25 protein-coding genes are annotated in these 23,589 nt (G+C 35.1%); 7 read left to right on the plus strand and 18 right to left on the minus strand.

The genetic code is table 11. From position 1 onward, the window contains the following. Window positions 1-47: 47 nt before the first annotated feature. Both LZZ90_RS08670 and LZZ90_RS08675 read right to left on the minus strand, forming a co-directional pair. Window positions 48-803 (minus strand): hypothetical protein, encoded by a 756-nt coding sequence (locus LZZ90_RS08670; RefSeq protein WP_237790296.1) that lies wholly within the window; start codon window positions 801-803, stop codon window positions 48-50. Between the two features lie 90 nt (window positions 804-893). Beyond that, window positions 894-1,724: a UDP-2,3-diacylglucosamine diphosphatase gene (locus LZZ90_RS08675; protein WP_237790297.1), complete on the minus strand. Its 831-nt coding sequence runs from the start codon at window positions 1,722-1,724 to the stop codon at window positions 894-896. Window positions 1,725-1,873: 149 nt separating this feature from the next. Between LZZ90_RS08675 and aroC the strand changes: the two genes are divergently transcribed. The 4 genes from aroC to LZZ90_RS08695 all read left to right on the plus strand — a co-directional run bounded on the left by aroC (window position 1,874) and on the right by LZZ90_RS08695 (window position 6,075). After that, window positions 1,874-2,920 carry a chorismate synthase gene (gene aroC, locus LZZ90_RS08680; RefSeq protein ID WP_237790298.1) on the plus strand — a complete coding sequence of 349 codons (1,047 nt, stop codon included), beginning with the start codon at window positions 1,874-1,876 and terminating at the stop codon, window positions 2,918-2,920. 61 nt (window positions 2,921-2,981) lie between these two features. After that, window positions 2,982-3,881: a T9SS-dependent choice-of-anchor J family protein gene (locus LZZ90_RS08685; protein WP_237790299.1), complete on the plus strand. Its 900-nt coding sequence runs from the start codon at window positions 2,982-2,984 to the stop codon at window positions 3,879-3,881. 157 nt (window positions 3,882-4,038) lie between these two features. After that, window positions 4,039-5,106 carry a T9SS type A sorting domain-containing protein gene (locus LZZ90_RS08690; protein ID WP_237790300.1) on the plus strand — a complete coding sequence of 356 codons (1,068 nt, stop codon included), beginning with the start codon at window positions 4,039-4,041 and terminating at the stop codon, window positions 5,104-5,106. A gap of 126 nt (window positions 5,107-5,232) precedes the next feature. Next, window positions 5,233-6,075, plus strand: coding sequence for a T9SS type A sorting domain-containing protein (locus LZZ90_RS08695; RefSeq protein ID WP_237790301.1), 843 nt, complete (start codon window positions 5,233-5,235; stop codon window positions 6,073-6,075). A gap of 54 nt (window positions 6,076-6,129) precedes the next feature. Here the strand turns inward: LZZ90_RS08695 and LZZ90_RS08700 are convergent, their stop codons facing one another. Together LZZ90_RS08700 and LZZ90_RS08705 are read right to left on the minus strand one after the other, a co-directional pair. Continuing rightward, on the minus strand, window positions 6,130-6,546 hold the full coding sequence (locus tag LZZ90_RS08700) for a thiol-disulfide oxidoreductase DCC family protein (protein ID WP_237790302.1): 417 nt from the start codon (window positions 6,544-6,546) through the stop codon (window positions 6,130-6,132). Window position 6,547: 1 nt separating this feature from the next. Continuing rightward, window positions 6,548-8,719, minus strand: a complete 2,172-nt coding sequence (locus LZZ90_RS08705) for a DNA mismatch repair protein MutS (RefSeq protein ID WP_237790303.1) — start codon at window positions 8,717-8,719, stop codon at window positions 6,548-6,550. Window positions 8,720-8,774: 55 nt separating this feature from the next. Here LZZ90_RS08705 and LZZ90_RS08710 point away from each other — a divergent pair, with 55 nt between their 5' ends. Then, the gene (locus tag LZZ90_RS08710; RefSeq protein WP_237790304.1) at window positions 8,775-9,440 is read left to right on the plus strand and encodes a uracil-DNA glycosylase; all 666 of its coding nucleotides are present in this window, start codon (window positions 8,775-8,777) and stop codon (window positions 9,438-9,440) included. A 30-nt stretch (window positions 9,441-9,470) separates the two neighbouring features. Here LZZ90_RS08710 and LZZ90_RS08715 read toward each other — a convergent pair whose 3' ends face one another. The 5 genes from LZZ90_RS08715 to LZZ90_RS08735 all read right to left on the minus strand — a co-directional run bounded on the left by LZZ90_RS08715 (window position 9,471) and on the right by LZZ90_RS08735 (window position 14,124). Then, on the minus strand, window positions 9,471-10,034 hold the full coding sequence (locus LZZ90_RS08715; RefSeq protein WP_237790305.1) for a hypothetical protein: 564 nt from the start codon (window positions 10,032-10,034) through the stop codon (window positions 9,471-9,473). Window positions 10,035-10,045: 11 nt separating this feature from the next. Beyond that, window positions 10,046-10,627 (minus strand): outer membrane beta-barrel protein, encoded by a 582-nt coding sequence (locus LZZ90_RS08720; RefSeq protein WP_237790306.1) that lies wholly within the window; start codon window positions 10,625-10,627, stop codon window positions 10,046-10,048. A 43-nt stretch (window positions 10,628-10,670) separates the two neighbouring features. After that, on the minus strand, window positions 10,671-11,603 hold the full coding sequence (locus LZZ90_RS08725) for a transglutaminase (RefSeq protein WP_237790307.1): 933 nt from the start codon (window positions 11,601-11,603) through the stop codon (window positions 10,671-10,673). Window positions 11,604-11,617: 14 nt separating this feature from the next. Further along, entirely contained in the window at window positions 11,618-12,463 is an 846-nt protein-coding gene (locus tag LZZ90_RS08730) for a substrate-binding domain-containing protein (protein WP_237790308.1), read from the minus strand. A 143-nt stretch (window positions 12,464-12,606) separates the two neighbouring features. Further along, on the minus strand, window positions 12,607-14,124 hold the full coding sequence (locus LZZ90_RS08735; protein WP_237790309.1) for a succinate CoA transferase: 1,518 nt from the start codon (window positions 14,122-14,124) through the stop codon (window positions 12,607-12,609). 153 nt (window positions 14,125-14,277) lie between these two features. On the opposite strand from LZZ90_RS08735, the gene LZZ90_RS08740 reads away from it, so the two are divergent. Beyond that, a complete protein-coding gene (locus LZZ90_RS08740; protein ID WP_237790310.1) occupies window positions 14,278-15,081 on the plus strand; it encodes an AraC family transcriptional regulator in 804 nt (267 codons plus the stop codon). Between the two features lie 14 nt (window positions 15,082-15,095). Here LZZ90_RS08740 and LZZ90_RS08745 read toward each other — a convergent pair whose 3' ends face one another. From LZZ90_RS08745 to LZZ90_RS08770, 6 genes are all read right to left on the minus strand, one after another. Then, window positions 15,096-15,641 (minus strand): GNAT family N-acetyltransferase, encoded by a 546-nt coding sequence (locus LZZ90_RS08745; protein WP_237790311.1) that lies wholly within the window; start codon window positions 15,639-15,641, stop codon window positions 15,096-15,098. After that, window positions 15,638-16,165 carry a GNAT family N-acetyltransferase gene (locus tag LZZ90_RS08750; protein ID WP_237790312.1) on the minus strand — a complete coding sequence of 176 codons (528 nt, stop codon included), beginning with the start codon at window positions 16,163-16,165 and terminating at the stop codon, window positions 15,638-15,640. The genes LZZ90_RS08745 and LZZ90_RS08750 overlap by 4 nt, the downstream gene beginning before the upstream one ends. Continuing rightward, window positions 16,165-16,542: a VOC family protein gene (locus LZZ90_RS08755; RefSeq protein WP_237790313.1), complete on the minus strand. Its 378-nt coding sequence runs from the start codon at window positions 16,540-16,542 to the stop codon at window positions 16,165-16,167. Before LZZ90_RS08755 ends, LZZ90_RS08750 begins: the two co-directional genes overlap by 1 nt. Further along, window positions 16,542-17,414 (minus strand): nucleoside phosphorylase, encoded by an 873-nt coding sequence (locus LZZ90_RS08760; protein ID WP_237790314.1) that lies wholly within the window; start codon window positions 17,412-17,414, stop codon window positions 16,542-16,544. Before LZZ90_RS08760 ends, LZZ90_RS08755 begins: the two co-directional genes overlap by 1 nt. Before the next feature lie 77 nt (window positions 17,415-17,491). Beyond that, window positions 17,492-17,824: a translation initiation factor gene (locus tag LZZ90_RS08765; RefSeq protein WP_237790315.1), complete on the minus strand. Its 333-nt coding sequence runs from the start codon at window positions 17,822-17,824 to the stop codon at window positions 17,492-17,494. Between the two features lie 75 nt (window positions 17,825-17,899). Then, window positions 17,900-18,853 carry an isopenicillin N synthase family oxygenase gene (locus LZZ90_RS08770; protein WP_237790316.1) on the minus strand — a complete coding sequence of 318 codons (954 nt, stop codon included), beginning with the start codon at window positions 18,851-18,853 and terminating at the stop codon, window positions 17,900-17,902. A gap of 220 nt (window positions 18,854-19,073) precedes the next feature. On the opposite strand from LZZ90_RS08770, the gene LZZ90_RS08775 reads away from it, so the two are divergent. Further along, window positions 19,074-21,050 (plus strand): thiamine pyrophosphate-dependent enzyme, encoded by a 1,977-nt coding sequence (locus LZZ90_RS08775; protein ID WP_237790317.1) that lies wholly within the window; start codon window positions 19,074-19,076, stop codon window positions 21,048-21,050. A 56-nt stretch (window positions 21,051-21,106) separates the two neighbouring features. Here the strand turns inward: LZZ90_RS08775 and LZZ90_RS08780 are convergent, their stop codons facing one another. From LZZ90_RS08780 to LZZ90_RS08790, 3 genes are all read right to left on the minus strand, one after another. Beyond that, window positions 21,107-22,468 carry an RCC1 domain-containing protein gene (locus tag LZZ90_RS08780; protein WP_237790318.1) on the minus strand — a complete coding sequence of 454 codons (1,362 nt, stop codon included), beginning with the start codon at window positions 22,466-22,468 and terminating at the stop codon, window positions 21,107-21,109. 148 nt (window positions 22,469-22,616) lie between these two features. Beyond that, window positions 22,617-22,967, minus strand: coding sequence for a DUF2200 domain-containing protein (locus tag LZZ90_RS08785; protein ID WP_237790319.1), 351 nt, complete (start codon window positions 22,965-22,967; stop codon window positions 22,617-22,619). Between the two features lie 30 nt (window positions 22,968-22,997). Further along, window positions 22,998-23,423: a DUF1801 domain-containing protein gene (locus LZZ90_RS08790; protein ID WP_237790320.1), complete on the minus strand. Its 426-nt coding sequence runs from the start codon at window positions 23,421-23,423 to the stop codon at window positions 22,998-23,000. Window positions 23,424-23,589: the final 166 nt, after the last annotated feature.

Here is a 23,589-nt window from a genome sequence, read left to right on the forward strand (position 1 = left end):
TTAACACATTATTTTATTGTACAAAATCGCAATTTTTTTTCAACAAATTAGTTGTGTGTATCTAAAAATTCCTCTTGTGTAGTACTTCCCGAACTAGGAATTGGTAATGTAATAGGGATTGATGCATTTAATTGGTATTGCATATCAGTTTTTGTATAGACAACACCGATGCCGTTTGCTATGTATTGTGTTGAAACCAATACATCCTGTTCCTGCATAATTGGAATTGTAACAGTAAAGCCCATAACGGTTTGAACTGTAGTTATAGATGCACGTAAAACGATTTTAGAAGTTTTTACATCAGTATAATTCACACCATTTGATGTATAAGCGGCGAGACTTTCACCTCCAATAGACTTTAATTTATAATTGATAGTTAGGGGATAACCACCAAAATCTTGTTGCACGGAATTTTCTATTAAAGAAAGCGCTTCACCATTAGTGGCATTTTTCTTGAAAATTATGAAATCTGAAAGAGTAAGGTCTAATGCAATTGGAAGATTTTGTCCAAGTCCCATTGATAAATCACCAGACAGCAAAAGTTTATTATCAAATTCTCTAACACCGTTGTTTCTTAATGAGTTAGAATAAAAACCGGTGGCGAGACCATTGCGCACATCAAATCGTTTATAGGTCTTAGAGTCAATAATAGTGTCTCCGGAAATATAAAGCGAATCTCTTGTTTCTCCTGTTTGCCCATGAACTTTGTATGTCCAGAATTTGTTACTCGTTAAAGGTAGCTGAAACCCCGAATTATTAGAGTTATCGCCTGAGGAATCATCAGAAGAGCAGGAAAAAAGCATAGCACTAAGGGCTGCTAGTAGGTAAAATTTAGTTTTCATTGTTTAGTTGATTAGTAATTTGTGGCTAATATACTAAAAATGAAGTATATCTTAATTTCTTGTTAAAAAATTGACGATCATGTGCTCTTCACAAAATTTTTCCTCCATTTCGAAATATTCTTTTTCCTCATCTACTTTAGAAATTTTCTTGTGTTTGTATAATTTCCAGCGCTTGTTGTTGTATTCTAAAGCAGTTAAATTCTCAATCCAATCACCAGAATTTAAATAAGTGGTTTTTCCTTTTTTGTTTGTTCGTTCTTCAAGCTTCGGTTCATGAATATGACCACAAACCACATAGTCGTATTGATTGTCAATGGCTAAATCTATCGCAGCATTTTCAAAATCTGAAATAAATTTAACGGCTTTTTTTACACTGGCCTTAATTTTTTTGGAAAGCGAGTAAGGTTCTTTGCCGAATTTTACTAAACACCAGTTTACAAATCGGTTTAATAAAATAAGATAATCGTAACCAATACCGCCAAGCTTAGCAATCCATTTTGCTTGATTTACAGAATTGTCAAAGATGTCTCCATGAAAAAACCAGGCTTTTTTTTCGTCAAGTTCTAATACGAGTTTGTCAAGTATGGAAAAATTTCCCATTTTGGTTTCACTGAACTTTCTGAGCATTTCATCATGGTTACCGGTTATATAGTAAACCCTGGTTCCTTTGGAGGTAAAGTCAAGAATCTTTTTTATTACTTTTAAATGAGATTTAGGGAAGTACGATTTGCGAAACTGCCAAATATCAATAATGTCTCCATTAAGGATTAGTATTTTAGGTTTTATAGATTTTAAATATTCCAACAATTCGTCGGCGTGACAACCATAGGTACCTAGATGAACATCGGAAATCACAACAAGGTCGAGTGCTCTTTTTTTCAATCCTGCTTATTTTTTTGATCAAAATAAGGCACAATACTTTAATCCAATATCATTACAATATTATTAAAGTATGTATAATTCAGACTAATATTATCAAAATGTAATTTTTTTGAAATTGAAAAAACTTACATTTGTTTAAAAATGAGATTATGGCCGGAAATACTTTTGGAGACAGATTTAAACTGATGACTTTTGGAGAATCCCACGGAGAAGCAATAGGTGGTGTTATCGATGGATGTCCATCGGGAATTACCCTTGATTTTGAAGCAATACAGAAAGATCTGGACCGAAGAAAGCCGGGACAATCAGCAATTGTAACACAACGCAAAGAATCAGACAGGGTTCAGTTTTTATCAGGAATCTTTGAAGGAAAAACTACCGGAGCACCAATAGGATTCATTATTCCGAACGAAAATCAAAAGTCAGAAGATTATTCAGATTACAAAAATACCTATCGTCCTAGCCATGCAGATTATGTTTACCAGCAAAAATACGGTATCCGTGATTATAGAGGTGGAGGGAGGAGTTCTGCGCGTGAAACTGCAAGCAGGGTAGTGGCCGGAGCAATTGCGAAACAAATTATTCCCACTATTAAAATTAATGCTTTTGTCAGCTCTGTTGGGGAAATTTCTGTAGATAAACCGTATCAGGAACTCGATTTTTCATTAATAGAAAGTAACCCGGTTCGTTGTCCTGATTTAGTAATCGCTCAAAAAATGGAAGCCTATATTCGTGAAATAAGAAAAGAAGGCAATACAATTGGAGGTGTTGTGACTTGCGTGATTCAAAATGTTCCAATAGGATTAGGAGAACCAGTCTTTGATAAACTTCATGCTCAATTAGGTAAAGCGATGCTCTCAATAAATGCGGTTAAAGGATTTGAATACGGAAGTGGTTTTGAGGGCTGTAAGATGAAAGGAAGTGAGCATAATGACCTGTTCAATCCCGATGGAACTACAAAAACCAATCATTCAGGAGGAATTCAGGGAGGAATTTCCAACGGGATGGATATTTATTTTCGAGTAGCTTTTAAACCGGTAGCAACTCTAATGCAAAAACAGGAAGTTCTTGATAATGAGAGTAATGTAATTGAGATTCAGGGAAAAGGAAGGCATGATCCTTGTGTGGTGCCTAGAGCAGTGCCAATTGTTGAAGCTATGGCAGCCTTAGTAATAGCAGACTTTTTTCTTAAATAATTTTCGGATATCAGAAAATATAGATATATTCGCAATATTAATCAAAAAAATTATTTAAAAAATGAAAAAACTTTTACTTTCCCTAGGATTGTTTGCAACGTTATCTGCAAGTGCTCAGGTAACAATTTTTGAAGACAATTTCGATTCTTACACAGATTTTGCTATTACAGGTGTTGGTGGTTGGACTATGGTAGACGTAGATTTAAGACCTACTTACGGATTTTCTGGTGCATCTTTTACTAATGAAGGTGTTGCGATGGCATTTATTGTTTTCAATTCAACAGCTACTAATCCTCCTTTAACTCCAGGTGCAGAAGGAGATTGGACTGCAAATTCTGGCGCTAAAGCAATGGCATGTTTCGCTGCTGTTCCTCAAGCACCAATTAATGGAAATGATGATTGGGTTATTACACCTCAAATTCAATTAGGAGCTTCTGGAAATATGTTGTCATTTTGGGCAAAATCTTGTGATGCTACTTACCCAGATGAAAAGTTTAATGTATGGGTATCAACAACTGATACAAATCCTGCAAGTTTTACTCAAGTTATGGCAACTGAGACTACAATGGCTGGACCATTTGTTGAATATACGCTTGATTTAGATGCATACCAAGGTCAAAATATTTACATTGGTATCCACTGTATTTCTGAAGATCAATTCGGATTCATGTTTGATGATTTCAAAGTAACAAGAGATGCATTATCAACTTCAGATTTTGTTTCTTCAAAATTGGCAGTTTATCCAAACCCTGCAAACAACGTTGTTTCTATTTCTAATCAATCAAATGTTCAAATTAACAAAGTATCAGTTACTGATGTTAATGGAAGAGTAGTTAAAACTATGAACTTTGATAGCGTTGCTGATGCTAGAGTTAATGTAAGTGATTTAAATACTGGTGTTTATTTCTTAAACATTGATACTAACGAAGGTACTGCAACTAAAAAAATCGTTAAGAACTAATTTTTTAGTCAATTCATAAAACCCGACCTAGTGTCGGGTTTTTTTATTAAATAAAGTTGATTTAAAGGTTTAATTGTTGTAAACTTTATTTATTAGTATAATTATTTTTTATTTTATAAAACTTAAACTACATTTGGAATCTAAAAATGTATGTAATATGAAAAAAACTTTATTTTTATTTGTAGGTTCAATGATAAGTTCTTTATCAATGAATGCTCAGGTTTTACAAAACGAAAATTTTGACGCGTTAACATTAGGCAATGTTGGAACAGACATTACTGGTGCTACTGCTGGTCAGGACGGATGGTTTACAGCATCTTCAAATGGAGCTGCTCCGACAACCAGTACAAATGCTTCTAACACAAATTTTCAAATTGTTTCAAATGGTAATAATGCTACCAACGGATTGAAAATTACAACAGCTGACGGTAACAAAGGTTCACGTTTTATGTGGAAAGATGGTTTAGTAGCTGCTTGGGATGCTAGAACTTCTGGAAACGATGTTATTCAAGTTGAGTTTGATATTTATTCAGGGCCAGCTACAACAAGTAAAACTCAAGTAGGAGTTAGAGCTTATGGAACTGATGCAGTAGCTGTAACAAGTAGAGTTATTGGTGGTTTTGTTTTGACAATGGATACAAAAGTTTTGAACGGACTTGCTTATTTGAACAATGCCGGAACTTATAATACTTACCTAGTTAACTTAGCTGCAGCACCAGGAATAGTGCTTGCTGCAGATACATGGTACAGAATTGGATTTGCCTATGATTCTGTAAATGGTAAAGTAACTTGGAAAGGACCAGGTTTTTACACTAGCTTACCTGCTGCTAACTGGGCTGGACCATTCCCTCCGGAAGAAGTTGATTTTGTGAGCAGTACTCCAACAACAAATGCTGCTTCAACAGACGCAATGTTTGATAGCTTGGTGACTACTGCAGTTGCAACTGAAGCTTTATTAGGTGTAAATCAACTTGCTACAATCAATTCAAAAAAATTCAATATTTTTCCAAATCCAGCTAACAACTTTGTGACTGTTAGCAATGATGATAATGTTGCAATTAATAAAGTTACACTTACAGACATCAATGGAAGAACTGTGAAAACTGTTGATGCTAATGGAGTATCTCAAACTCAAATCAACATTTCTGAATTAAACGCTGGTGTTTATTTCTTAAACATTGACACTAACGAAGGTTCAGCAACTAAAAAAATTATTAAAAACTAATCGACTGGTTTTTAAGAAATATTTAAAGTCCCTTCTAAGGGACTTTTTTTTATTTTAAATTTTTGTAATTGTATTTTTTTAGCGTCAGAAATTATATATTTTTACAAAAAATTCTAATTAACTAACATGAAAAAACTATTACTCATTTCTTCATTGATTCTTTCTTTAAATTCATCGGCTCAGGCATTGTCTGAGAATTTTGAAGGAGGGACATTCCCTCCGACAGGATGGACAATTGATACTCAAGTGACATCAAGACCTTGGGCAAAAGTATCGGCTCAAACCTTGGGATTAAAAACAACTTTTTTAATTGCTGGGACAGAATCAGCATTTATTAACTACACGGCTGCCTATAATGAAGCAAATTTGATTTCGCCTTCATTTAGCTTAGCAGGTTATGCCACTTCAAATTTTAATTTTAAAGTTAAAGTTGGATGGAATTATATGATTAATTTAAATGCGGGTAATTTATTTGCTAAAATTTCTACAGATAACGGAAGTACATGGACTTTGCTTTGGATGGAAGAAGATTCGCCGGAGTTTGTTGATGATGGTGATGGAGATGGTAACTCAGATTTATACAATACTGCAAATGTTTCAATTGATTTAGCTGCCTATTTAGGGATGTCGAATTTGAAAATAAAATTTGAATATATTGGAACTGATGCTGATGCAGTTTCTGTTGATGATATTGTGGTGGACGGAACGTTATCAACAAATGATTTTTTATCGTCTAAGTTTTCCGTATATCCAAATCCTGCAAAGAATTTTGTAACTGTTACTAGTAAAAATAGTGCTGCAATCAATAAAGTTGTAATCACAGATATTAACGGAAGAACTGTAAATTCGATTGATGTTGATGGTGTAACTGAAACTCAAATCAACATTTCTGAATTAAACGCGGGTGTTTATTTCTTAAATATTGATACTAACGAAGGTACAGCTACTAAGAAAATTGTTAAAAACTAATTTTTAGTTACTTTACGATATAATTTAAAAGTCCCGATTTAATCGGGACTTTTTTTATTGCAAAAATTTAGCTTTTGTTTCTGGTGTAGGCATCATACAGCTTTGTTTTTTGCCATACCATTTGTAACGGTTTTTTGCTATATAATCATAGACTTTATTTTTCAACCAGTTAGGAAAAATTGAAAAAATACTCAATATAGAATAAACTCCTCCGATATTTTTTGCAATTTCAATGGCTGCATCAGCTTTTAGATGGTAGGAAATTCCAGGTTCATAGAAAATAATACTATCAACACTTTTGGTATCAATTCCAATGTATTTTGTTATTTCTTTTCCTAATTCAGACTGTAATTGAACAAAACGGAAAACATCATTTTTATCTTTTTTTATCAGTAACTGTACTGTTGAGTCGCATAAATTACACAATCCGTCGAACAAGATAATTTTTTTATTTTGAGGCAGTTTTTCCATATTATTTCATTCGTTCTACCAGTTCCAAATCATCTAGGCTTACTTTCGAGGTGAAAATACCATAATTAACCGTTGCTTTGTTTTTTTCAATATTATCAATACTTCCCACCGATTTTCCATCTATCATTCTTACTCGATCACCAATTTTTAGAGGAATTTTTGGTTTGTTGGATTCTTCTTTTTGAGCTTTTATTTTTTTTTCTTTTTTCTCTTTTCGAATTTCTTCAACTTTTACTCGTACTTCTTCAATAATTTGCTTTTCAATAATTTCTTTAGTTTTTTTCTCTTTTGCAGTGATTTTTTTGCGCTTTGAGTTTTCAATTTCAACCATTTTCAGGAATTCACTAATGAGTTCCTTTTTATTTTTATTGTTGAAATATTTCTCTGAAATATCGTCGATTTTTTGTCCCATATATACCAAACGCTGATTTGCATCAAAGAGTTCCTGATAACTTTCCAGTTTTTGCTGTATTTTGGTATTGATGTTTTCCATTTTTTTGCTTTCTTCACGAGCTCGGTTTTCCTCTTCTTTCAAATTTTTGGATGTTTTTTCCAGTTTTGAACGCTCTTTTTGAAGATTAGCAATAGTTTTATCGAAACGAACTTTTTCACCTTCAATTTTCTTTTTTGCTCGATTTATCAATCCGAAAGGAATACCGTTTTTTTGCGCAACCTCAAAGGTAAAGGAACTTCCTGCTTGTCCTAAATGCAGTTTATACATTGGTTCAAGAGACTTTTCATCAAAAAGCATGTTAGCATTGATTGCAAAAGGCAATTCGTTGGCGAGGATTTTTAAATTGGTGTAGTGTGTAGTGATAATTCCGAAAGCCTCTCGCTGGTAAAATTCTTCAAGAAAAACTTCTGCAAGAGCCCCTCCGAGTTCCGGATCGGATCCTGTTCCAAACTCATCAATTAAGAATAATGTTTTAGAATTACACTTTTTTAGAAAGTAATTCATGTTTTTTAGACGATAGCTATAAGTACTTAAGTGATTTTCAATAGATTGATTGTCGCCAATATCAGTTAAAATTCGGTCAAACAAAAAAGTTTCGCTACGTTCGTGAACCGGAATCAACATTCCACTTTGAAGCATTAGTTGCAATAGCCCAATGGTTTTCAAGGTTATACTTTTGCCACCGGCATTTGGTCCTGAAATTACAATAATGCGACTATCGTTTTCAAGTTCAATGGTTTGTGGGAAGGTTGGTTTGTTTTTCTCTTTATTATTTAAAAGTAGAATAGGATGGAACGCATCTCTAAAAAACAACCTTTTTTCTGTGGTGATCTTTGGTAAAATACCGTTTATTCTATTAGCATAACGTGCTTTTGCTGCAATAACATCAACATCACTTAAAAACTCCTGATACTGTTTGAGTAAATCGGTATAAGGACGGATTGTGTTGGTAAGTTGTTTTAAGATTCTTGTAATCTCCTCACGTTCTTCGTATTCCAGATTTCCAAGTTCTCGGGAATAACGTAAGGTTGCTTCAGGTTCAATATAGGCAATACTTCCGGTTTTAGAACTCCCCAGAATGGAACCTTTAACTTTTCGTCTGTACATTGCAAGTACTGCCAAAACCCTTCGATTATCAACAATTGTTTCTCTAATATCATCCAAGTAACCTAAGCTGTTATAACTTGAAAGAGCCATACCAAAACTTTGGTTTATTTTACCGCGAACCAGATTCATATTCTTACGGATTTCAGCCAAAGTAGGAGAGGCAGTGTCTTTTATCTCTCCGTATTTATCAAGTACTTCGTCAATTTTCTGAACAATAAATTTTGTCAATTCAATTTCAGAAGCTTTCTCATTCAGTTTAGGATAATAATCTTCAAATTTTCTGAGAAACACAAGCAAAGTATTAGTTGTTTCCGATAAGGTGCTGATTTTTTTGAATCCTGCAACTTCTAAAAAACTGTCTTCAATCGCCAGAAAGTTTAGCTCATTACTAATAGTGTCAAAGTAATGATTCGGAATTGCATTGTTATTGGTATAGGAAGATACGTATTCAGAGGTTTGTACCAAAATGTCTTTTAGAACCGAAGCTTCTTTATAAGGTTTAATTTCCAAGGCTTTTTGCTGGCCAATTTCCGTGGTACACAAGGAAGATACCATTTCTAAAACCGTATTGAATTCTAAGTCCTGGAGCGTTTTATCGTTAATTGAAATCATTTTAAGAGGGAAAGTAACAAAGTTACAAACTTATTATATTTGTAAAAAATAATTCATGCAAGTTAAATTACATGATTCCTGGCATTTGTTATTGCAAGAGGAATTTGAAAAAAAGTATTTTAAAGAACTTATCAGGTTTGTTAAGGAAGAATATCAGAACAGACAATGCTTTCCGGAAGAACATCTTATTTTTTCAGCTTTTGAGCATTGTCATTTAAACGATTTAAAAGTCGTGATTATTGGACAGGATCCTTATCATGGTTTGGGGCAAGCAAACGGATTATGTTTTTCAGTTAATGATAATGTACCGCTACCTCCTTCGTTAAACAATATTTTCAGAGAAATTGAGACCGATTTACAAAAGCAATTTCCCAAATCAGGTAATTTAGAACGTTGGGCCGATCAAGGAGTTTTGTTGTTGAATGCAACATTAACTGTGCGTGAGAGTGAAGCCGGAAGCCATCAGAAAAAAGGATGGGAAACTTTTACCGATAAGGTAATTCAAAAAATATCTGAAGAAAAACAAGATGTTGTCTTTTTACTTTGGGGTGGGTTTGCAAAGAAAAAAGGAGCAAAAATTGACCGTTCAAAACATTTGGTTTTGGAAACCGGACATCCTTCACCATTAAGTGCAAATAGAGGATTATGGTTTGGAAACAAGCATTTTAGTCAGACAAATGCTTTTTTAAAATCGAAGAAAAAAAGTGAAATAGTGTGGTAAAAAAGAGCCTCCAAATTTGGAGGCTCTTTTTTAATCAATTGTGAAATAATAATAACCATCGTTATCAAAGTATGTTCCGTCAAATTTTTTTGGTCTTGATGAAATTACAACGGACGTTTTATTTGGTTCATTTCTGGAAATAAAATCTGTATTTGCAGCTCCCTGGTGGCTTTCTCCAAGTCGGAAACGATAAGTACCGGCACTTAAGGAAATTGTCTTGTCAAATGAATAAGTTTCATTTACAGAATCGTATACAACTTCACCAACATTATATTCAGCTCCACCATTTAAATAAGAAACCCAATTTCCAGAAGAATTTTTAACTTCCAAAGAATAGGAAAAACCAAAAGATGTTGCCCCGGTAGTTTTGTAAATATCCAAAGGAGTGGTTAAACCTTCATCTAAATAACGGTCAATGACAACGTGAAAAGATAAAATGTTGCCAACTATTCCGTCTATTGTTGGATCATCGACTCTTACCAAATCTGGGGCGTCAAGATAAACGGAATTAAAAAAATCATCATCTTTAGTATTGCAGGAAACTAAAACGATTGAACTGATTACTGCAAGAAATGCTATTTGTATTTTTTTCATAGTCATAATTTTTAAAAACGGTAACCGAAATTAGCACCAACTCTTGGAACATACTTCGGGCTTACGTCTGTATTTAATAGATTTTTAGCTCCGCCTACAAAAATTTCAATTCCGAATTTGTCTGCAAGGTAAAGCTTGTAACCAATGGCAGCTCCTAGGGCAAAATCGGTATAAGTGTCTTCTACAGCAGCATAATAAGCACTGGAGCCATCTGTAATTCGTTGTTGTTCTTTGTATTTTCCCCCATTTATTGAACCGAAAGCCTCTACAAAATAGTAGCTTCTTTGGCTTTTGGATAATGAATATCTCATAAACGGGTTTACCTCATATTCGGAAATAGTTCTATTGAAATTATTATCGAAATCATCTTTTCGCTTACTGCTGGCTGATAAACTGATACTTAAACCTACCGAAAAATCATTCTTTAAAAAGCGCTCATAACTTACATGAAAACGGGTTTGAGTAATTAAAGCAACGACGTCGAGTTTAATTTCGTTTTTCTTTAATGAAAGAGGGCTTACTGTTGCAGTGGAGTCTTGGGCCATTGCAAATTGCGAAAGAAACAAGGTTAATAAAAAAGCTGTTTTTTTCATAGAAGGTTTTTAGTTAATGATGGTAAATATAACAAAAGGTTGCTTAATTAAAGGTAAGTGCTCCCAGAATTTCTTCACTCATAAACGGTCCTCCGGGATATTTTGCCGTATAATCTAAGTTAAGCCAGATTTGTCCGCGCTCGTCTATATGATAATGTACTTCTTTTCCTTTGGATTCTTCTTTGAATAAAACCTCTTTTATCAAATAATTGACGTTTTCAAAATCGGCTTTGTTTCCGATAAGCATCTCGGGGTAGAGATGACCTCCGGTGTGAATTATTCTCGGAGTTCCGCCAATAGCACGGATTAATGCGGAAGTAAAAATAGCATGATCGTCACAATCACCTGAAAAATGCTGGAGTGATTCGCTGGCGTAGGCGATATATTCTCTTCCTTTTGGGTCGTTTACATAGTTCCAGCGGTTTCGAATTTCTTTAAAAACTGCAAAACACTGTATGATTTGACGGTATTCCCGATGTCCTTTTACATCTTGAAAATGAAGCGTCGTAGCTTTTAAAGCAAAATTTCGAACTTTAGGATTTTCGAAATCAACCGCATCAATAATTTGGGATTTATTAGGAAACGGAAGCAGTTTTGAAATAATGATGTCCTGAGGGTTTGGATCATCGTTCATGGTAAAAATCATCGCCTGATAATCTTCAAAAACAGATGCAAAACCGTAACCTCCAAATAAAGTGCCCCATAATAATGCAATCAAATACAGAAAAATACAAATTACGATTATGGTTTTCAGTAATCGTAAAACCAACTGAATTACCGCAAGGATTATTATAAACAAAAGAACCCGATCAATATGCAGAAACCATTCAGGATCGATTAAATTCTGATGAGCAATAATAAAAATAGGAATGGCAATTAAAATATTCAGCAAAAAAATAACAACAGTATCCCAAGGCTTTGGCAGAGAAAGCTTTTCTTTGAGCACTTCGAGTTTTGTCGGTATTGAAGGGAGCATGCTTTGGAAGCCGTTTATTTCACAACAGTTTCGTAATTTGTTTTATCTGTAATCAAATGTAAATCAAATAATTGGTTTTGTATTTTCTCGAAGGTGTTTTTGTCCAATTTCTTTTGCGACCAACGAGTGAGTTTCAACCATTCCTGAATGTCTTCTAATTTTTGATTGTAACGTGTTGCCAAAGTGCGGTCAATACTTGGTATTTCTTTAAATTCGATAGTGGTATTGTTGATGATCTCCAAAATCTGCTGCACAACATGTTTGTTATTTTGAAGAAATTCGTTTCGAACCGCAATCACGAAACATGGCCAAGGAGTAGGGCAGTCGGCTATTCTTCTGAAAGTACCGTTGTCTACAAGTGGTTTGGTCATGAAACGCTCCCACATGAAGTAATCTGCTTTGCCTGCTGTAAGTGCTTCAACAGCACCATCAATAGTGTTAACGATTTCAAATTCTATATTTTTGGTGTCCCAGTTTTGGGTTTTCGCATTTACAATTGCCATCAGATGAGAGCCGGAGCCCATTCGGCTAATAGCAACTTTTTTGTTTTCAAGCTCGGAAAGACTTTTAAACGATGATTTTCCATCAACATGAATTCCCCAGATTAAAGGCGATTGCACGTAAACCTGAACAATAGAAGCATCATTTCCGGTAGCAATATCTTTTACAATTCCTTCAGAAAGAATTACAGCAATATCGGTTTGATTATCGCGAAGCATTTGGCACATTTTTCCAGTACCTTCAGGCACGTCGGTCCATTGTAAATCGATGTCAACTTCGTCAAATTCACCATTTTCGATACATAAATGCCAAGGAAGGTTGAAATGTTCCGGAACTCCCGCAATTCTTACTGTTTTCATTTGAAAAAAATTAATTGCTAAGATAGGAATACTAAACGTAATTATAAGAAATTGACCCGTTAAATTGGTCTAAAAACGAACTTTCCCCGCGCAAATCAATGGCAGGGAAAATTTCAAAAAACAAACCAAATTAACACACGTTTTTATGAAACTAAATCAACGTGGTTTTCTTTCTTCATAGATCCGGTTTCATTATAGCGGGTATGAAAGGAGAACGCTTCTTCTAAAATATGCGGCGTATGGCCGCCTCTGATGCAAGCACGGTTAAAGTAATCTGTAAGTTGTTCTTTATACTCGGGATGTGCGCATTTTTCAATAATGACTTTTGCTCGTTCTCTTGGCGCCAATCCTCTTAAATCTGCCAAACCTTGTTCGGTTACTAAAATATCAACATCGTGTTCGGTATGGTCTACATGGGAAGCCATTGGCAAAACATGGGAAATCGCGTTGAATTCTTTTGATGTTGAGGGAGCTACGAAAATACTTAAATAGGCATTTCGGGCAAAATCACCGGAGCCGCCGATGCCGTTCATCATTTTGGTTCCGGAGATGTGTGTTGAATTCACGTTTCCGTAAATGTCAAATTCTATTGCGGTGTTAATAGCAATGATGCCCAATCTTCGGATAACTTCTCCGGAATTACTGATGTTTTGCGGTCGAAGCAGGATTTTTTCTTTGTAATGGTCAAAATTTTCAAGGAAGTGTTTGTAACAGTCTTCCGATACGGTCAAAGAGGATGCAGAAGCAAAATCCAATTTTCCGCTATCAATGAGTTCAAAGGTGCTGTCTTGCAGTACTTCGGAATACATGACTAGGTTTTTAAAATTCCCTTTTGAAAAACCGGACATTACCGCATTTGCGATTTTTCCAATACCAACTTGTAAAGGCATTAACGATTCGGTAAGTCTTCCGGCTTTAATCTCATCATCAAAAAAAGTAAGTAAATGATTGGCAATTGCAGAGGTTTTTGCATCAGGAGGAGTTACTACAGCGGAGCTGTCTGAAAGATTGGTAAAGATGATTCCGACTACTTTTTCCGGATTCACGGGAATGTATTCCAAGCCAATTCTGGAATCGGATTTCGTGATGTTTAAGGGTTTTCTGTTGGGGTAGTTTTCGTGTAAAAATATATCATGTATTCCTTTGAAATTTAAAGGTATAGAAGTGTTTATTTCAATTAATATTTTATCTGCCAATTTTGCAAAAGTTGCAGAATTTCCAACCGATGTTGTTGGGATAATATTGCCGTTTACATCAATATAAGCAGCTTCAATTATGGCAAAATCAATTTTAGGTAAATGATTGTTTTCAAGTAACTCGGAAGTTTCGCTTAAATGCTGGTCTATAAAATAAGTGTCTCCTTCATTGATCTTGTTCCGAAGTCCCGCATCTGCCTGAAAGGGCATTCTTCTGTATAAAGCATTGCTTTGGGCTAAATCAGTATCGGTATTATGACCAAGGGAAGCTCCGGTAATTAAAGTGATACCAATCTTTTCATTTTCAGCTCTCTTTGCAAATGCAGGAAGAACGGCTTTGCTATCGCCGGCTTTGGTAAATCCGCTAGTGCCAATAACCATCTTGTCTTGTATTAGGCTGGCGGCTTCTTCCGCAGAAATTATTCTGGTTTCATATCCGGCATATTGTATTCTTTTTTCACTCATAATTGCTGTTGTTTTGAATAATAGTGCTTTAAAATTGCATATAACACAATTTTTAATAGTTATTATTTAGATTGTTATACAATTTTAAGAATTACTGTTTTTTGCTAAATATTTAAAAAAGCCATATATTTATTCATTTAAGACACTATATAGATGGAAAGTGATAAATATTATATAATGGATGTTGATACGGATGGAAAAAGCATTTATTGCCATCATGATCTTATGGGAGAATTGCTTATTCCAACACATAAACATGAAAAATCACAACTGCTTTACACAGAAGGAGGGATTGTTTATGTAAAAACGCAAACTCAAACCTATTTTTTACCGGCCCGGCATTTTATGTGGATTCCCGGAGGAGTTTTGCACAGTATTCATCCGAGTTCTGAAGATGTAATGATGCGAAATCTCTATTTTCCAAAAGAAAGAAAAGATCATTCATTTTATTTAACTGAAGGGATTTATCCGGTAAATGATTTGCTGCTTCAAATGATGCTTTTTACCAATCGTTGGAACGGTAATTTAGAAGCAGGAACCAGAAATTTCACCATTGCTTCTTCAATTAAAGCAATTTTGCCGGAAATTTGCACAGTTAATCTTTCGTTAGCGCTTCCCTTACCTAAAGAGGAACGTCTCATTAAGGTAATTGCTTATTTGGATGCTAATCTTTCTGAAAACATTCAGTTCTCAAAATTGGCTAAAGAATTTGGGTTTAGTGAGCGTTCCCTGCATCGTTTGTTTCAGAAGGATATGGGAATGTCGTTTATTCAGTTTTTTACCATTAAAAGAATGTTGAAAGCCATCGAACTTTTACTGGATAAGAAACTGCCAGTGGGTGAAGTGGCTATGGCGGTAGGCTACAACAGTTTGCCAACTTTTAGCAATACATTCTTAAAAGTATTAGGGCAACGTCCTTCCGATTATCTAAAAAGGATTGAGATATTAAAGAAATAAAAAAGGAGATCCTGTTACTGAATCTCCATATTTTTATAGTCTTCTTTACTTATTTCAAACCAGGCACATTCGTCTTTTTCATGAAAGAAAGTGCCGGTGTTTTTCATACCTATTTTTTCCAGTATTCGTTTCGAACCTTCGTTACCAATCATAGCATGAGCATAAACATTTTTAAGGTGCATTTCGTTGAAGGCGTAATCCAAACAGGCTTTGGCAGCTTCATATCCATAGCCTTTCTGCCAGAAACTTTTGATAAATCGGTAGCCTAAATCATAGAAATTCTGATGTCCGTTGATTTCTTCTTTTACCAGTTTTAAGCCGGCCCAACCAATAAATTCATGGTTTTCTTTTAAAAGAACAGCCCAGCGACCAATGCCGTTTTCCTGATATTGCAGACGGACAAAATCGATAATGTTTTGTGCTTCTTCAATTGTTTTTATGGGGTTTTTCCCTAAAAACTCGTGTACATCCATATCAGAATCCAAATGAAAAATTCCCTCTTTATCGGAAGGAAGTAATTCGCGAATAAGCAATCGTTCGGTTTCTATGATTATCTTCATAACATATTATTTTCCATTTCAAGCCAATAACACGGAATATCGTTCCATAAAAATTCGGAAGTAATCTGCATTCCTATTTTTTCAAGAATTCGCTTTGAAGCGGCATTTTCTTTGTGTACTGAAGCATACATTTTGGGAATGTTCATTTCTGTAAAGCCATAATCCAGCCATGCTTTTGCGGCTTCACTGCCGTAACCTTTTCCCCAGTGCGCTTCCTGCAGTCTGTATCCGATTTCATAAACATTGACATGATTGTTTTCGGGTTCTGTTAAGAATTTAATTCCGGCCCAACCGATGAATTCATTCGTTTCTTTCAAAACCACGGCAAATCGTCCCGTCCCATTTTGGATGTATTGATTTTGAATATTTTCAATATATCCTATAGTTTCTTCCATTGTTTGTACAGGATTGTTTCCCAAATAAATGTTTACATTCGGGTTACTGTCTAAAACAAACATTGCCTCTGCATCGGAAAGCACAATTGGTCTTAAAATGAGTCGTTCTGTTTCTATTATTCGGTTCATTATTTGGCTTTTAAATTCGATATAATAATTCTAAAACCATCCGGATCAAGAACCATTTTTCCGTTTAAGTTCCAATACGGGTTTTTAGATGCTGTTATTGAAATGTTATTGGTTATCACTTTGTCGATTAACACGTTGTATTCAGAAATAGTTTCCGGATAAAATACTAAAACATCATCTTGGTCCGAAACATGATTTGCTTTTTCATCAGATCGTGTAAATTCGAAATGCCAATCCAAATTTGGTTTACCAATGAAAATCCCATCGTAAGAATCATGATTTTCAAAGCTGCCAAGTAATTCAAATCCTAAAATATCAATATAAAACGATTTGATTTTTTCAAGATTATTGGTGTGTCTGGCAACTCTTAGCGTCATTATCCGACTAATTTATTTAAAACATAAATAATTAGCTCATCTACGGCTTTATAAGGATCTTCGCTGAAGGTTCCGTTGGCCCTGTTGGCAATGATAGCATTCATAGAAAGTGTTTCGTGACCAAGAAGTTTTCCTAAACCGTAAATAGCAGCAGTTTCCATTTCTAAATTGGTCATTCTGATGCCGTTGTGATTAAAATTGTCCATTTTTTGGTTCAGATTTTCGTCCTGAATGTTCAAACGCAACACGCGTCCTTGTGGTCCGTAAAAACCTCCGGCTGTCCCTGTAAAACCTTTGTGAATAGACTCACTTTCAATAAGTTTAGCAAGTTTTTCACTTCCTTTAATTACATATGGGCGCCCTTTTCTTAAATCCCAATTTGTGTGGTTAATAAAAGCTTCTTCGATATTTTTATCGGTTACTTCATTAATTAAGTAAGAGCGAAGCATATTGTCTAAACCAATAGCATATTCAGACATAACGATGCTATCCACAGGAATATCAGTTTGTAATGAACCCGAGGTTCCGATTCGAACTATATTTAATGAAGTAAGCTCGGTTTTCGGTTGTTTTGTGTTTAAATCAATATTTACCAATGCATCCAATTCGTTCATTACGATATCGATATTGTCAGGGCCAATTCCGGTAGACATTACCGTGATGCGTTTTCCTTTGTAAGTTCCCGTTTGTGTTTTGAACTCACGTTTTTGAGTGGTAAACTCCACATTGTCAAAATGTTTGGTAATTTTTTCAACACGATATTGATCGCCCACAAAAATGATGTCGTGAGCAATGTGTTCCGGTTTCAGGTTTAAGTGATACACACTTCCGTCCGGGTTTAATATCAATTCTGAAGATTTTATTTCTGCCATAATTCTTGTTTCTGAGTTACTTAATACTTAGTTGTGTAGTTTTCGTAGTAGCTCAACTTTATTTCTGAATCAAATAATCAACCGCCAACTCGTTTTACCTTGAACCCTTTGTCTTTTAGGATGTTCATGATTTTATCACGGTAATCGCCCTGAATGATGATTGCATCGTCTTTAAAGCTTCCGCCCACACTCAATTTTGTTTTAATTTCTTTGGCGAGAATTTTGAAATCTTCAATATCACCTTCGTAGCCTTCGATTATGGTGTTAACTTTTCCTTTTCGTTTTTCAAATTTGCAGATAAGTGGTTCTTTCTGAATGAAAAGCTCATGATTTTCTTGCTGAACTTCCTCCGGTTCATTTGATCCTTCGTGGTCAGGAAACAGATTTTTTAACTGATCTCTTAAGTCCATTGTAACTATTCTTAAAAATTAAAAAGACATCAAGCAAAAACTCAATGTCTTTTCGTAAGAGTATAAAATTAAAGATTATTTTTTAATTAATCCCAAATCTACTAAACGTTCGTATAAGAAATCACCAGCAGTGATGTCATCGTACAATTTCGGGTGGTCTGCATCGATACAGTTCTCCAAACAGTTTAAAGACATATCACCAACCGGGTGCATAAAGAACGGAATGGAAAAACGAGAAGTTCCCCATAATTCTCTAGGCGGATTCACAACCTGGTGGATTGTAGATTTTAATTTATTATTAGTGTGACGCGATAACATATCACCCACATTGATTACCAATTCATCCGGTTCCGCAATAGCATCAATCCATTGACCGTCATGATTTTGTACTTGTAATCCTTTACCTTGAGCACCCATCAAAAGCGTAATCAAGTTGATATCTCCGTGAGCGGCAGCACGAACAGCTCCGTCTTTTGGTTCATCAGTAATTGGTGGGTAATGAATTGGGCGTAAAATACTGTTTCCGTCTTTGATGTATTTATCAAAATAGAATTCGTCTAATCCAATGTAAATTGCCAAAGCTCTTAAAACATAAATACCGGTTTTTTCTAGCATTTGGTATGCTTCTTTTCCAACGGCATTGAATTTTGGTAATTCTGTAACGGTTACGTTTTCAGGGTATTCCGAAGCGTATTTTGAACCTTCACTTACATACTGGCCAAAGTGCCAGAATTCTTTTAAGTCTCCGGCTGAACGTCCTTTAGCATGCTCTTTTCCGAAAGAAACATAGCCTCTTTGTCCGCCGATTCCAGGGATTTCGTATTTCTCTTTTACTTCTAAAGGAAGGTTGAAAAAATTACGAACTTCACTGTAAAGTTCATCTACTAATTTGTCATCTAAGAAATGACCTTTTAATGCTACGAAGCCGATTTCTTCGTAGGCTTTTCCGATTTCATTTACAAATTTTTGTTTACGTGCCGGATCATCCGACAGGAAATCACGTAAGTCAACACTAGGAATGTTTTGCATTGTACTTAGTTTTTGTTAATAACTTTTTCGGTTTGAAACCATTATAAAGACAAATGTATTGAATAATTTCTGGAAAAAAATAATAAAGTTGTCAACAATTTAAAAGTTTATAAATCAGTAGTTAAGAAAGCTTTGATATTCGGGAAATAAAATCTCCAACAATTTAGGCTGAAAGTGTTATTTTTTATACTTTTGACAGCGTTTTATAAACCACAATACAATGAACTTCGATAGAAAAAATCTAACCAACGATCAATTATTAGATTTATATAAAAAGATATTAAAACCTCGTTTGATAGAGGAGAAAATGCTAATCCTTATCCGTCAAGGGAAAGTTTCAAAATGGTTCTCAGGAATTGGACAGGAGGCAATTTCCGTAGGAATAACATCGGTTTTAGATAAAGACGAATACATCTTGCCAATGCACCGTAATTTAGGTGTGTTCACCACAAGAGAAATTCCGTTGCACCGCTTATTCTCACAATGGCAGGGAAAACGTAATGGGTTTACTAAAGGTCGCGACCGTTCGTTCCACTTCGGAACTCAGGAGTACAATATTATAGGTATGATTTCCCATTTGGGGCCGCAGTTAGGAATTGCTGACGGTATCGCCTTAGCCAATAAATTAAAGAAAAACGGAAAAGTTACTGCTGTATTTACAGGTGAAGGGGCAACTTCCGAAGGTGATTTTCACGAAGCATTGAACGTTGCTTCTGTATGGGATTTACCGGTTTTATTCGTAATTGAAAATAACGGTTACGGATTATCCACACCAACAAACGAACAATACCGTTGCAAACAATTGGCAGATAGAGGTATAGGTTACGGAATGGAAAGCCATGTGGTAGACGGAAACAACCTTTTAGAAGTAGTCAATTTGATTACGGAATTGAAAGCTTCTATGATTGAAAACCCGCGTCCGGTTTTATTGGAATTCATGACCTTCCGTATGCGTGGGCACGAAGAGGCGAGTGGTACGAAATATGTTCCTCAGGAATTGATGGATATGTGGGCTATTAAAGACCCGGTGGAAAATTACAGAAACTACTTGAAAGCAACTGCAGTTTTAGATGATACAACAGATGAAGCTATCCGCGCAGAAATTAAAAAAGAAATCGATACAGATTGGGCAAAGGTTCAGGAAGAGCCTGCGATTGTTGCAGATTTGAATGAAGAGTTAAACGACGTTTACCGTCCTTGGGAATATGAGGAAGTAAAGCATTCTGATGAAGTTGAAAACATCCGTGTAATTGATGCAATTTCCAACGGATTACGTCAGTCAATGGAACGCCATGAGAATCTGGTAATTATGGGGCAAGACATCGCGGAATATGGTGGCGCCTTCAAAATTACCGATGGTTTTGTGGATCAGTTTGGAAAAGAGCGCGTGCGCAATACACCAATCTGCGAAAGCGTAATTGTTTCAGCAGCTAACGGATTGTCAATCAACGGACATAAAGCGGTTGTTGAGATGCAGTTTGCAGATTTCGTTTCTACAGGATTCAACCCGATTGTAAATTTATTAGCAAAACAACACTACCGTTGGCAGGAAAATTCCGATGTAGTAGTGCGTATGCCTTGTGGAGGAGGAACTCAGGCTGGACCTTTCCACTCACAAACTAATGAAGCTTGGTTTACCAAAACTCCAGGATTGAAAGTAGTTTACCCAGCTTTCCCATACGATGCAAAAGGGTTATTAGCAACAGCAATTAACGATCCGAACCCTGTAATGTTCTTCGAACACAAGCAGTTATACCGAAGTGTGTACCAAGATGTGCCTAAAGATTACTACACATTACCATTTGGAAAAGCATCATTGTTGAAAGAAGGAAACGATGTAACCATTATTTCTTTCGGAGCAGGAGTTCATTGGGCTTTGGAAACTTTAGCTAAACATTCTGATATTTCTGCAGATTTATTAGACTTGCGTACTTTACAACCATTAGATTGGGAAGCTATTTACGCTTCAGTTAAGAAAACAAGCCGCGTAATCATTCTTCAGGAAGACACCTTGTTTGGTGGGGTAGCAAGTGATATTTCATCAATGATCATGGAAAACTGTTTTGAATATTTAGATGCTCCTGTAAAACGAGTTGGAAGTTTGGAATCAGCTATTCCGTTTATGAAATCATTGGAAGATCAGTATTTACCGAAACAACGCTTTGAAGCAGAGTTGCTGGAATTGTTGAAATATTAAGAAATTCATTTATAAATAAAAAGCCGTAGCAAACGTTACGGCTTTTTATTTATTAATTAGTTTTTGATTAGTTTTTGATTAAAAATGAGACCTGAAGTTGTTTTTCCTTTAAGAAAATAAATTCCATTTTCTAATTGAGATAGGTCTATTTTCGATATTGTGCTACTATATGATTTTATTTTTTTTCCTGTAAAATCGTATAGTTCTAAATTTTTAATTTCTTCTGAAAAGGTAACACTGGAATTGGTTGGGTTAGGAAATATTCTTAATTCAGTTAATTTATTTTCTTGTGTTCCAAGAATTGCTGGACAATTGATAGCAACTGGTGAAGTTCTAATAATCGTAGTACCATCTCCTAATTGGCCATAATTATTATGTCCCCACGACCATAAAGTTCCATTTGATTTAAGTGCTAAAACATGATAAAATCCACCGGAAATATCTTGCCAGCTATTTTCTGTTCCTAGTTGTGTTGGAATATTTCTATCGGAATAATCGCCTAAGCCTAATTGACCATAATTATTTCTTCCACAAACCCATAGAGCCCCATCTGTTTTAATAAAATATATAGAATCTATGGAAGTCGCAATTTTTTGGATCCCATTCATACTGGTAAGCTGAACAGGTGCATTTCTATTTACAGTATCTCCTAATCCTAATTGTCCATAACCATTATAGCCCCATACCCATATACTTCCATCATTTTTAACTCCAATAGCATGATTATAACCACAATATATACTGTCCCAATCGTTGGCAGTACCAACTTGAGTTGGAGAAACTCTATTAGCAAAATCACCAAAACCTAATTGACCACTTCCATTATCTCCCCAAGACCAAAGTGTACCATCGGTTTTTAATCCTAAAGCAAAGTAACCACCAACAGCAATTGTTTCCCAATTTGTATCACTTCCAATTTGGGCAGGAGCAGTCCTTAATGCAGTATCGCCTAAACCCAATCCACCGTAGTCATTTCTTCCCCAAGACCATAATGTCCCGTTGTTTTTAATGGCTATAACAAATTCTTGATTCTTACCTGCATAAACAGATTTCCAATCAGAAGCTGTTCCAATCATTGTCGGGGAATTAATATTGGTTGTATTGCCATGTCCTAATTGTCCAGAATTATTTAATCCCCATGACCATAATGAACCGTCATTTTTTAAAGCAGTTTGGATTGTGGTTTTTTCCGATACAGGTTTCCAGTCTTGGTCTGAACCAGTTTGTGTTGGAATATTACGAATTCCACCAGTTACACCTATACCCAATTCTCCAGAAGCATTATTGCCCCAACTCCATAAACTACCATTGTCAGCAACAACACAACTTCCATATCTGCTTGCTGAAATACTTTGCCAGCATTGCGCTGTTAAAAATTGCGCTGAAAAAAATAAGAATAAAAAGTATTTGTTTGCCATAACTAACTATTTGATTTTTACAAATATACTCAAATGATTACAAATGACTTTACAATCGGTATTTATGCACCTGCAGAATTCCTTCTCGAAAAGTTGTTACGTTTGCAGTAAATATTGTTTGTATCTAAATTGAAGTGATTTTATTGAATTATGTTCTCAAAATCTTCTCCATTGTTTTTCCTTTAGCTAATTCGTCAATCAATTTATCCAAATAACGAATTTGCTGCATGAGTTTGTCCTGAATTTCTTCTACACGATACCCGCAAATTACGCCAGTAATCTTTGACGCATTTGGATTAATCTGTGGTGCATTGTTAAAGAAATCTTCAAAATTGGTTTTGTCTTTAAGGAGTTTTTGAAAGCTTTGTTCATTATAACCAGTAAGCCAAAATATGATTTGGTGCACCTCTTCTTTAGTACGTCCCTTTTTTTCAGCTTTGGTAATATAATGAGGATAGACAGCGGCAAACGACATTTTATAAACTTTTGTGTTGTCCATTTTTAACTTATTAAATGAAGGCCTGAAAACCTATGAGATTTCGTAATTATTTTTCAAAAATGAAATCGACTGCTTCATCAATTCTTTTAAAGCATCCTGATCAATGTCTGACAATTTGTTCACGTAAATACACGCTTTACCCATTTTGAATTTACCTAAATCTTTTAAAAGGTGTTCGTGTTCTTTTAATCCGGTATAAACATATAATGAGATAGCTGCTTTTCTTGGAGAGAAACCCAACATCGGAGCGTCGCCTTGATGACCACTGTCGTATTTATAATGGTAAGAACCAAAACCAATAATTGTTGGCCCCCACATTTTTGCCTGATGACCTGAGGCTTCTTCCATTACTTTTAAAAGAGTATAGCTGTCCTGTTTTTTCTGTTCTGAATTTGCAAACGAATTGATAAAATCCATTACGTTTTGATCAGTTTGGGCAGTTTTGTTTTTGGCCATAAATATAAAGTTAGGTTTGAAAAAAAAATAGGGCATTAAAAAACGAATACACAATATATAAAGAAAGTTAAAAAAGGTGATTATCTATGCTAAAATTATTTTCAAATTAAATTAAATCTAAGCCAATATGAATAAATAATTAAAATTTGTAATTATATGATTATCA

The organism is Flavobacterium sp. SM15, from assembly GCF_022012335.1.
In the GTDB taxonomy this organism is placed as follows: domain Bacteria; phylum Bacteroidota; class Bacteroidia; order Flavobacteriales; family Flavobacteriaceae; genus Flavobacterium.

Excerpts from the sequence above, each read along its gene's own strand:
- LZZ90_RS08670 (WP_237790296.1), bottom strand. The coding sequence starts at position 803 with ATGCTTTTTTCCTGCTCTTCTGATGATTCCTCAGGCGATAACTCTAAT.
- aroC (WP_237790298.1), top strand. The coding sequence starts at position 1,874 with ATGGCCGGAAATACTTTTGGAGACAGATTTAAACTGATGACTTTTGGA.
- LZZ90_RS08685 (WP_237790299.1), top strand. The coding sequence starts at position 2,982 with ATGAAAAAACTTTTACTTTCCCTAGGATTGTTTGCAACGTTATCTGCA.
- LZZ90_RS08690 (WP_237790300.1), top strand. The coding sequence starts at position 4,039 with ATGAAAAAAACTTTATTTTTATTTGTAGGTTCAATGATAAGTTCTTTA.
- LZZ90_RS08695 (WP_237790301.1), top strand. The coding sequence starts at position 5,233 with ATGAAAAAACTATTACTCATTTCTTCATTGATTCTTTCTTTAAATTCA.
- LZZ90_RS08700 (WP_237790302.1), bottom strand. The coding sequence starts at position 6,546 with ATGGAAAAACTGCCTCAAAATAAAAAAATTATCTTGTTCGACGGATTG.
- LZZ90_RS08705 (WP_237790303.1), bottom strand. The coding sequence starts at position 8,719 with ATGATTTCAATTAACGATAAAACGCTCCAGGACTTAGAATTCAATACG.
- LZZ90_RS08710 (WP_237790304.1), top strand. The coding sequence starts at position 8,775 with ATGCAAGTTAAATTACATGATTCCTGGCATTTGTTATTGCAAGAGGAA.
- LZZ90_RS08715 (WP_237790305.1), bottom strand. The coding sequence starts at position 10,034 with ATGAAAAAAATACAAATAGCATTTCTTGCAGTAATCAGTTCAATCGTT.
- LZZ90_RS08720 (WP_237790306.1), bottom strand. The coding sequence starts at position 10,627 with ATGAAAAAAACAGCTTTTTTATTAACCTTGTTTCTTTCGCAATTTGCA.
- LZZ90_RS08725 (WP_237790307.1), bottom strand. The coding sequence starts at position 11,603 with ATGCTCCCTTCAATACCGACAAAACTCGAAGTGCTCAAAGAAAAGCTT.
- LZZ90_RS08730 (WP_237790308.1), bottom strand. The coding sequence starts at position 12,463 with ATGAAAACAGTAAGAATTGCGGGAGTTCCGGAACATTTCAACCTTCCT.
- LZZ90_RS08735 (WP_237790309.1), bottom strand. The coding sequence starts at position 14,124 with ATGAGTGAAAAAAGAATACAATATGCCGGATATGAAACCAGAATAATT.
- LZZ90_RS08740 (WP_237790310.1), top strand. The coding sequence starts at position 14,278 with ATGGAAAGTGATAAATATTATATAATGGATGTTGATACGGATGGAAAA.
- LZZ90_RS08745 (WP_237790311.1), bottom strand. The coding sequence starts at position 15,641 with ATGAAGATAATCATAGAAACCGAACGATTGCTTATTCGCGAATTACTT.
- LZZ90_RS08750 (WP_237790312.1), bottom strand. The coding sequence starts at position 16,165 with ATGAACCGAATAATAGAAACAGAACGACTCATTTTAAGACCAATTGTG.
- LZZ90_RS08755 (WP_237790313.1), bottom strand. The coding sequence starts at position 16,542 with ATGACGCTAAGAGTTGCCAGACACACCAATAATCTTGAAAAAATCAAA.
- LZZ90_RS08760 (WP_237790314.1), bottom strand. The coding sequence starts at position 17,414 with ATGGCAGAAATAAAATCTTCAGAATTGATATTAAACCCGGACGGAAGT.
- LZZ90_RS08765 (WP_237790315.1), bottom strand. The coding sequence starts at position 17,824 with ATGGACTTAAGAGATCAGTTAAAAAATCTGTTTCCTGACCACGAAGGA.
- LZZ90_RS08770 (WP_237790316.1), bottom strand. The coding sequence starts at position 18,853 with ATGCAAAACATTCCTAGTGTTGACTTACGTGATTTCCTGTCGGATGAT.
- LZZ90_RS08775 (WP_237790317.1), top strand. The coding sequence starts at position 19,074 with ATGAACTTCGATAGAAAAAATCTAACCAACGATCAATTATTAGATTTA.
- LZZ90_RS08780 (WP_237790318.1), bottom strand. The coding sequence starts at position 22,468 with ATGGCAAACAAATACTTTTTATTCTTATTTTTTTCAGCGCAATTTTTA.
- LZZ90_RS08785 (WP_237790319.1), bottom strand. The coding sequence starts at position 22,967 with ATGGACAACACAAAAGTTTATAAAATGTCGTTTGCCGCTGTCTATCCT.
- LZZ90_RS08790 (WP_237790320.1), bottom strand. The coding sequence starts at position 23,423 with ATGGCCAAAAACAAAACTGCCCAAACTGATCAAAACGTAATGGATTTT.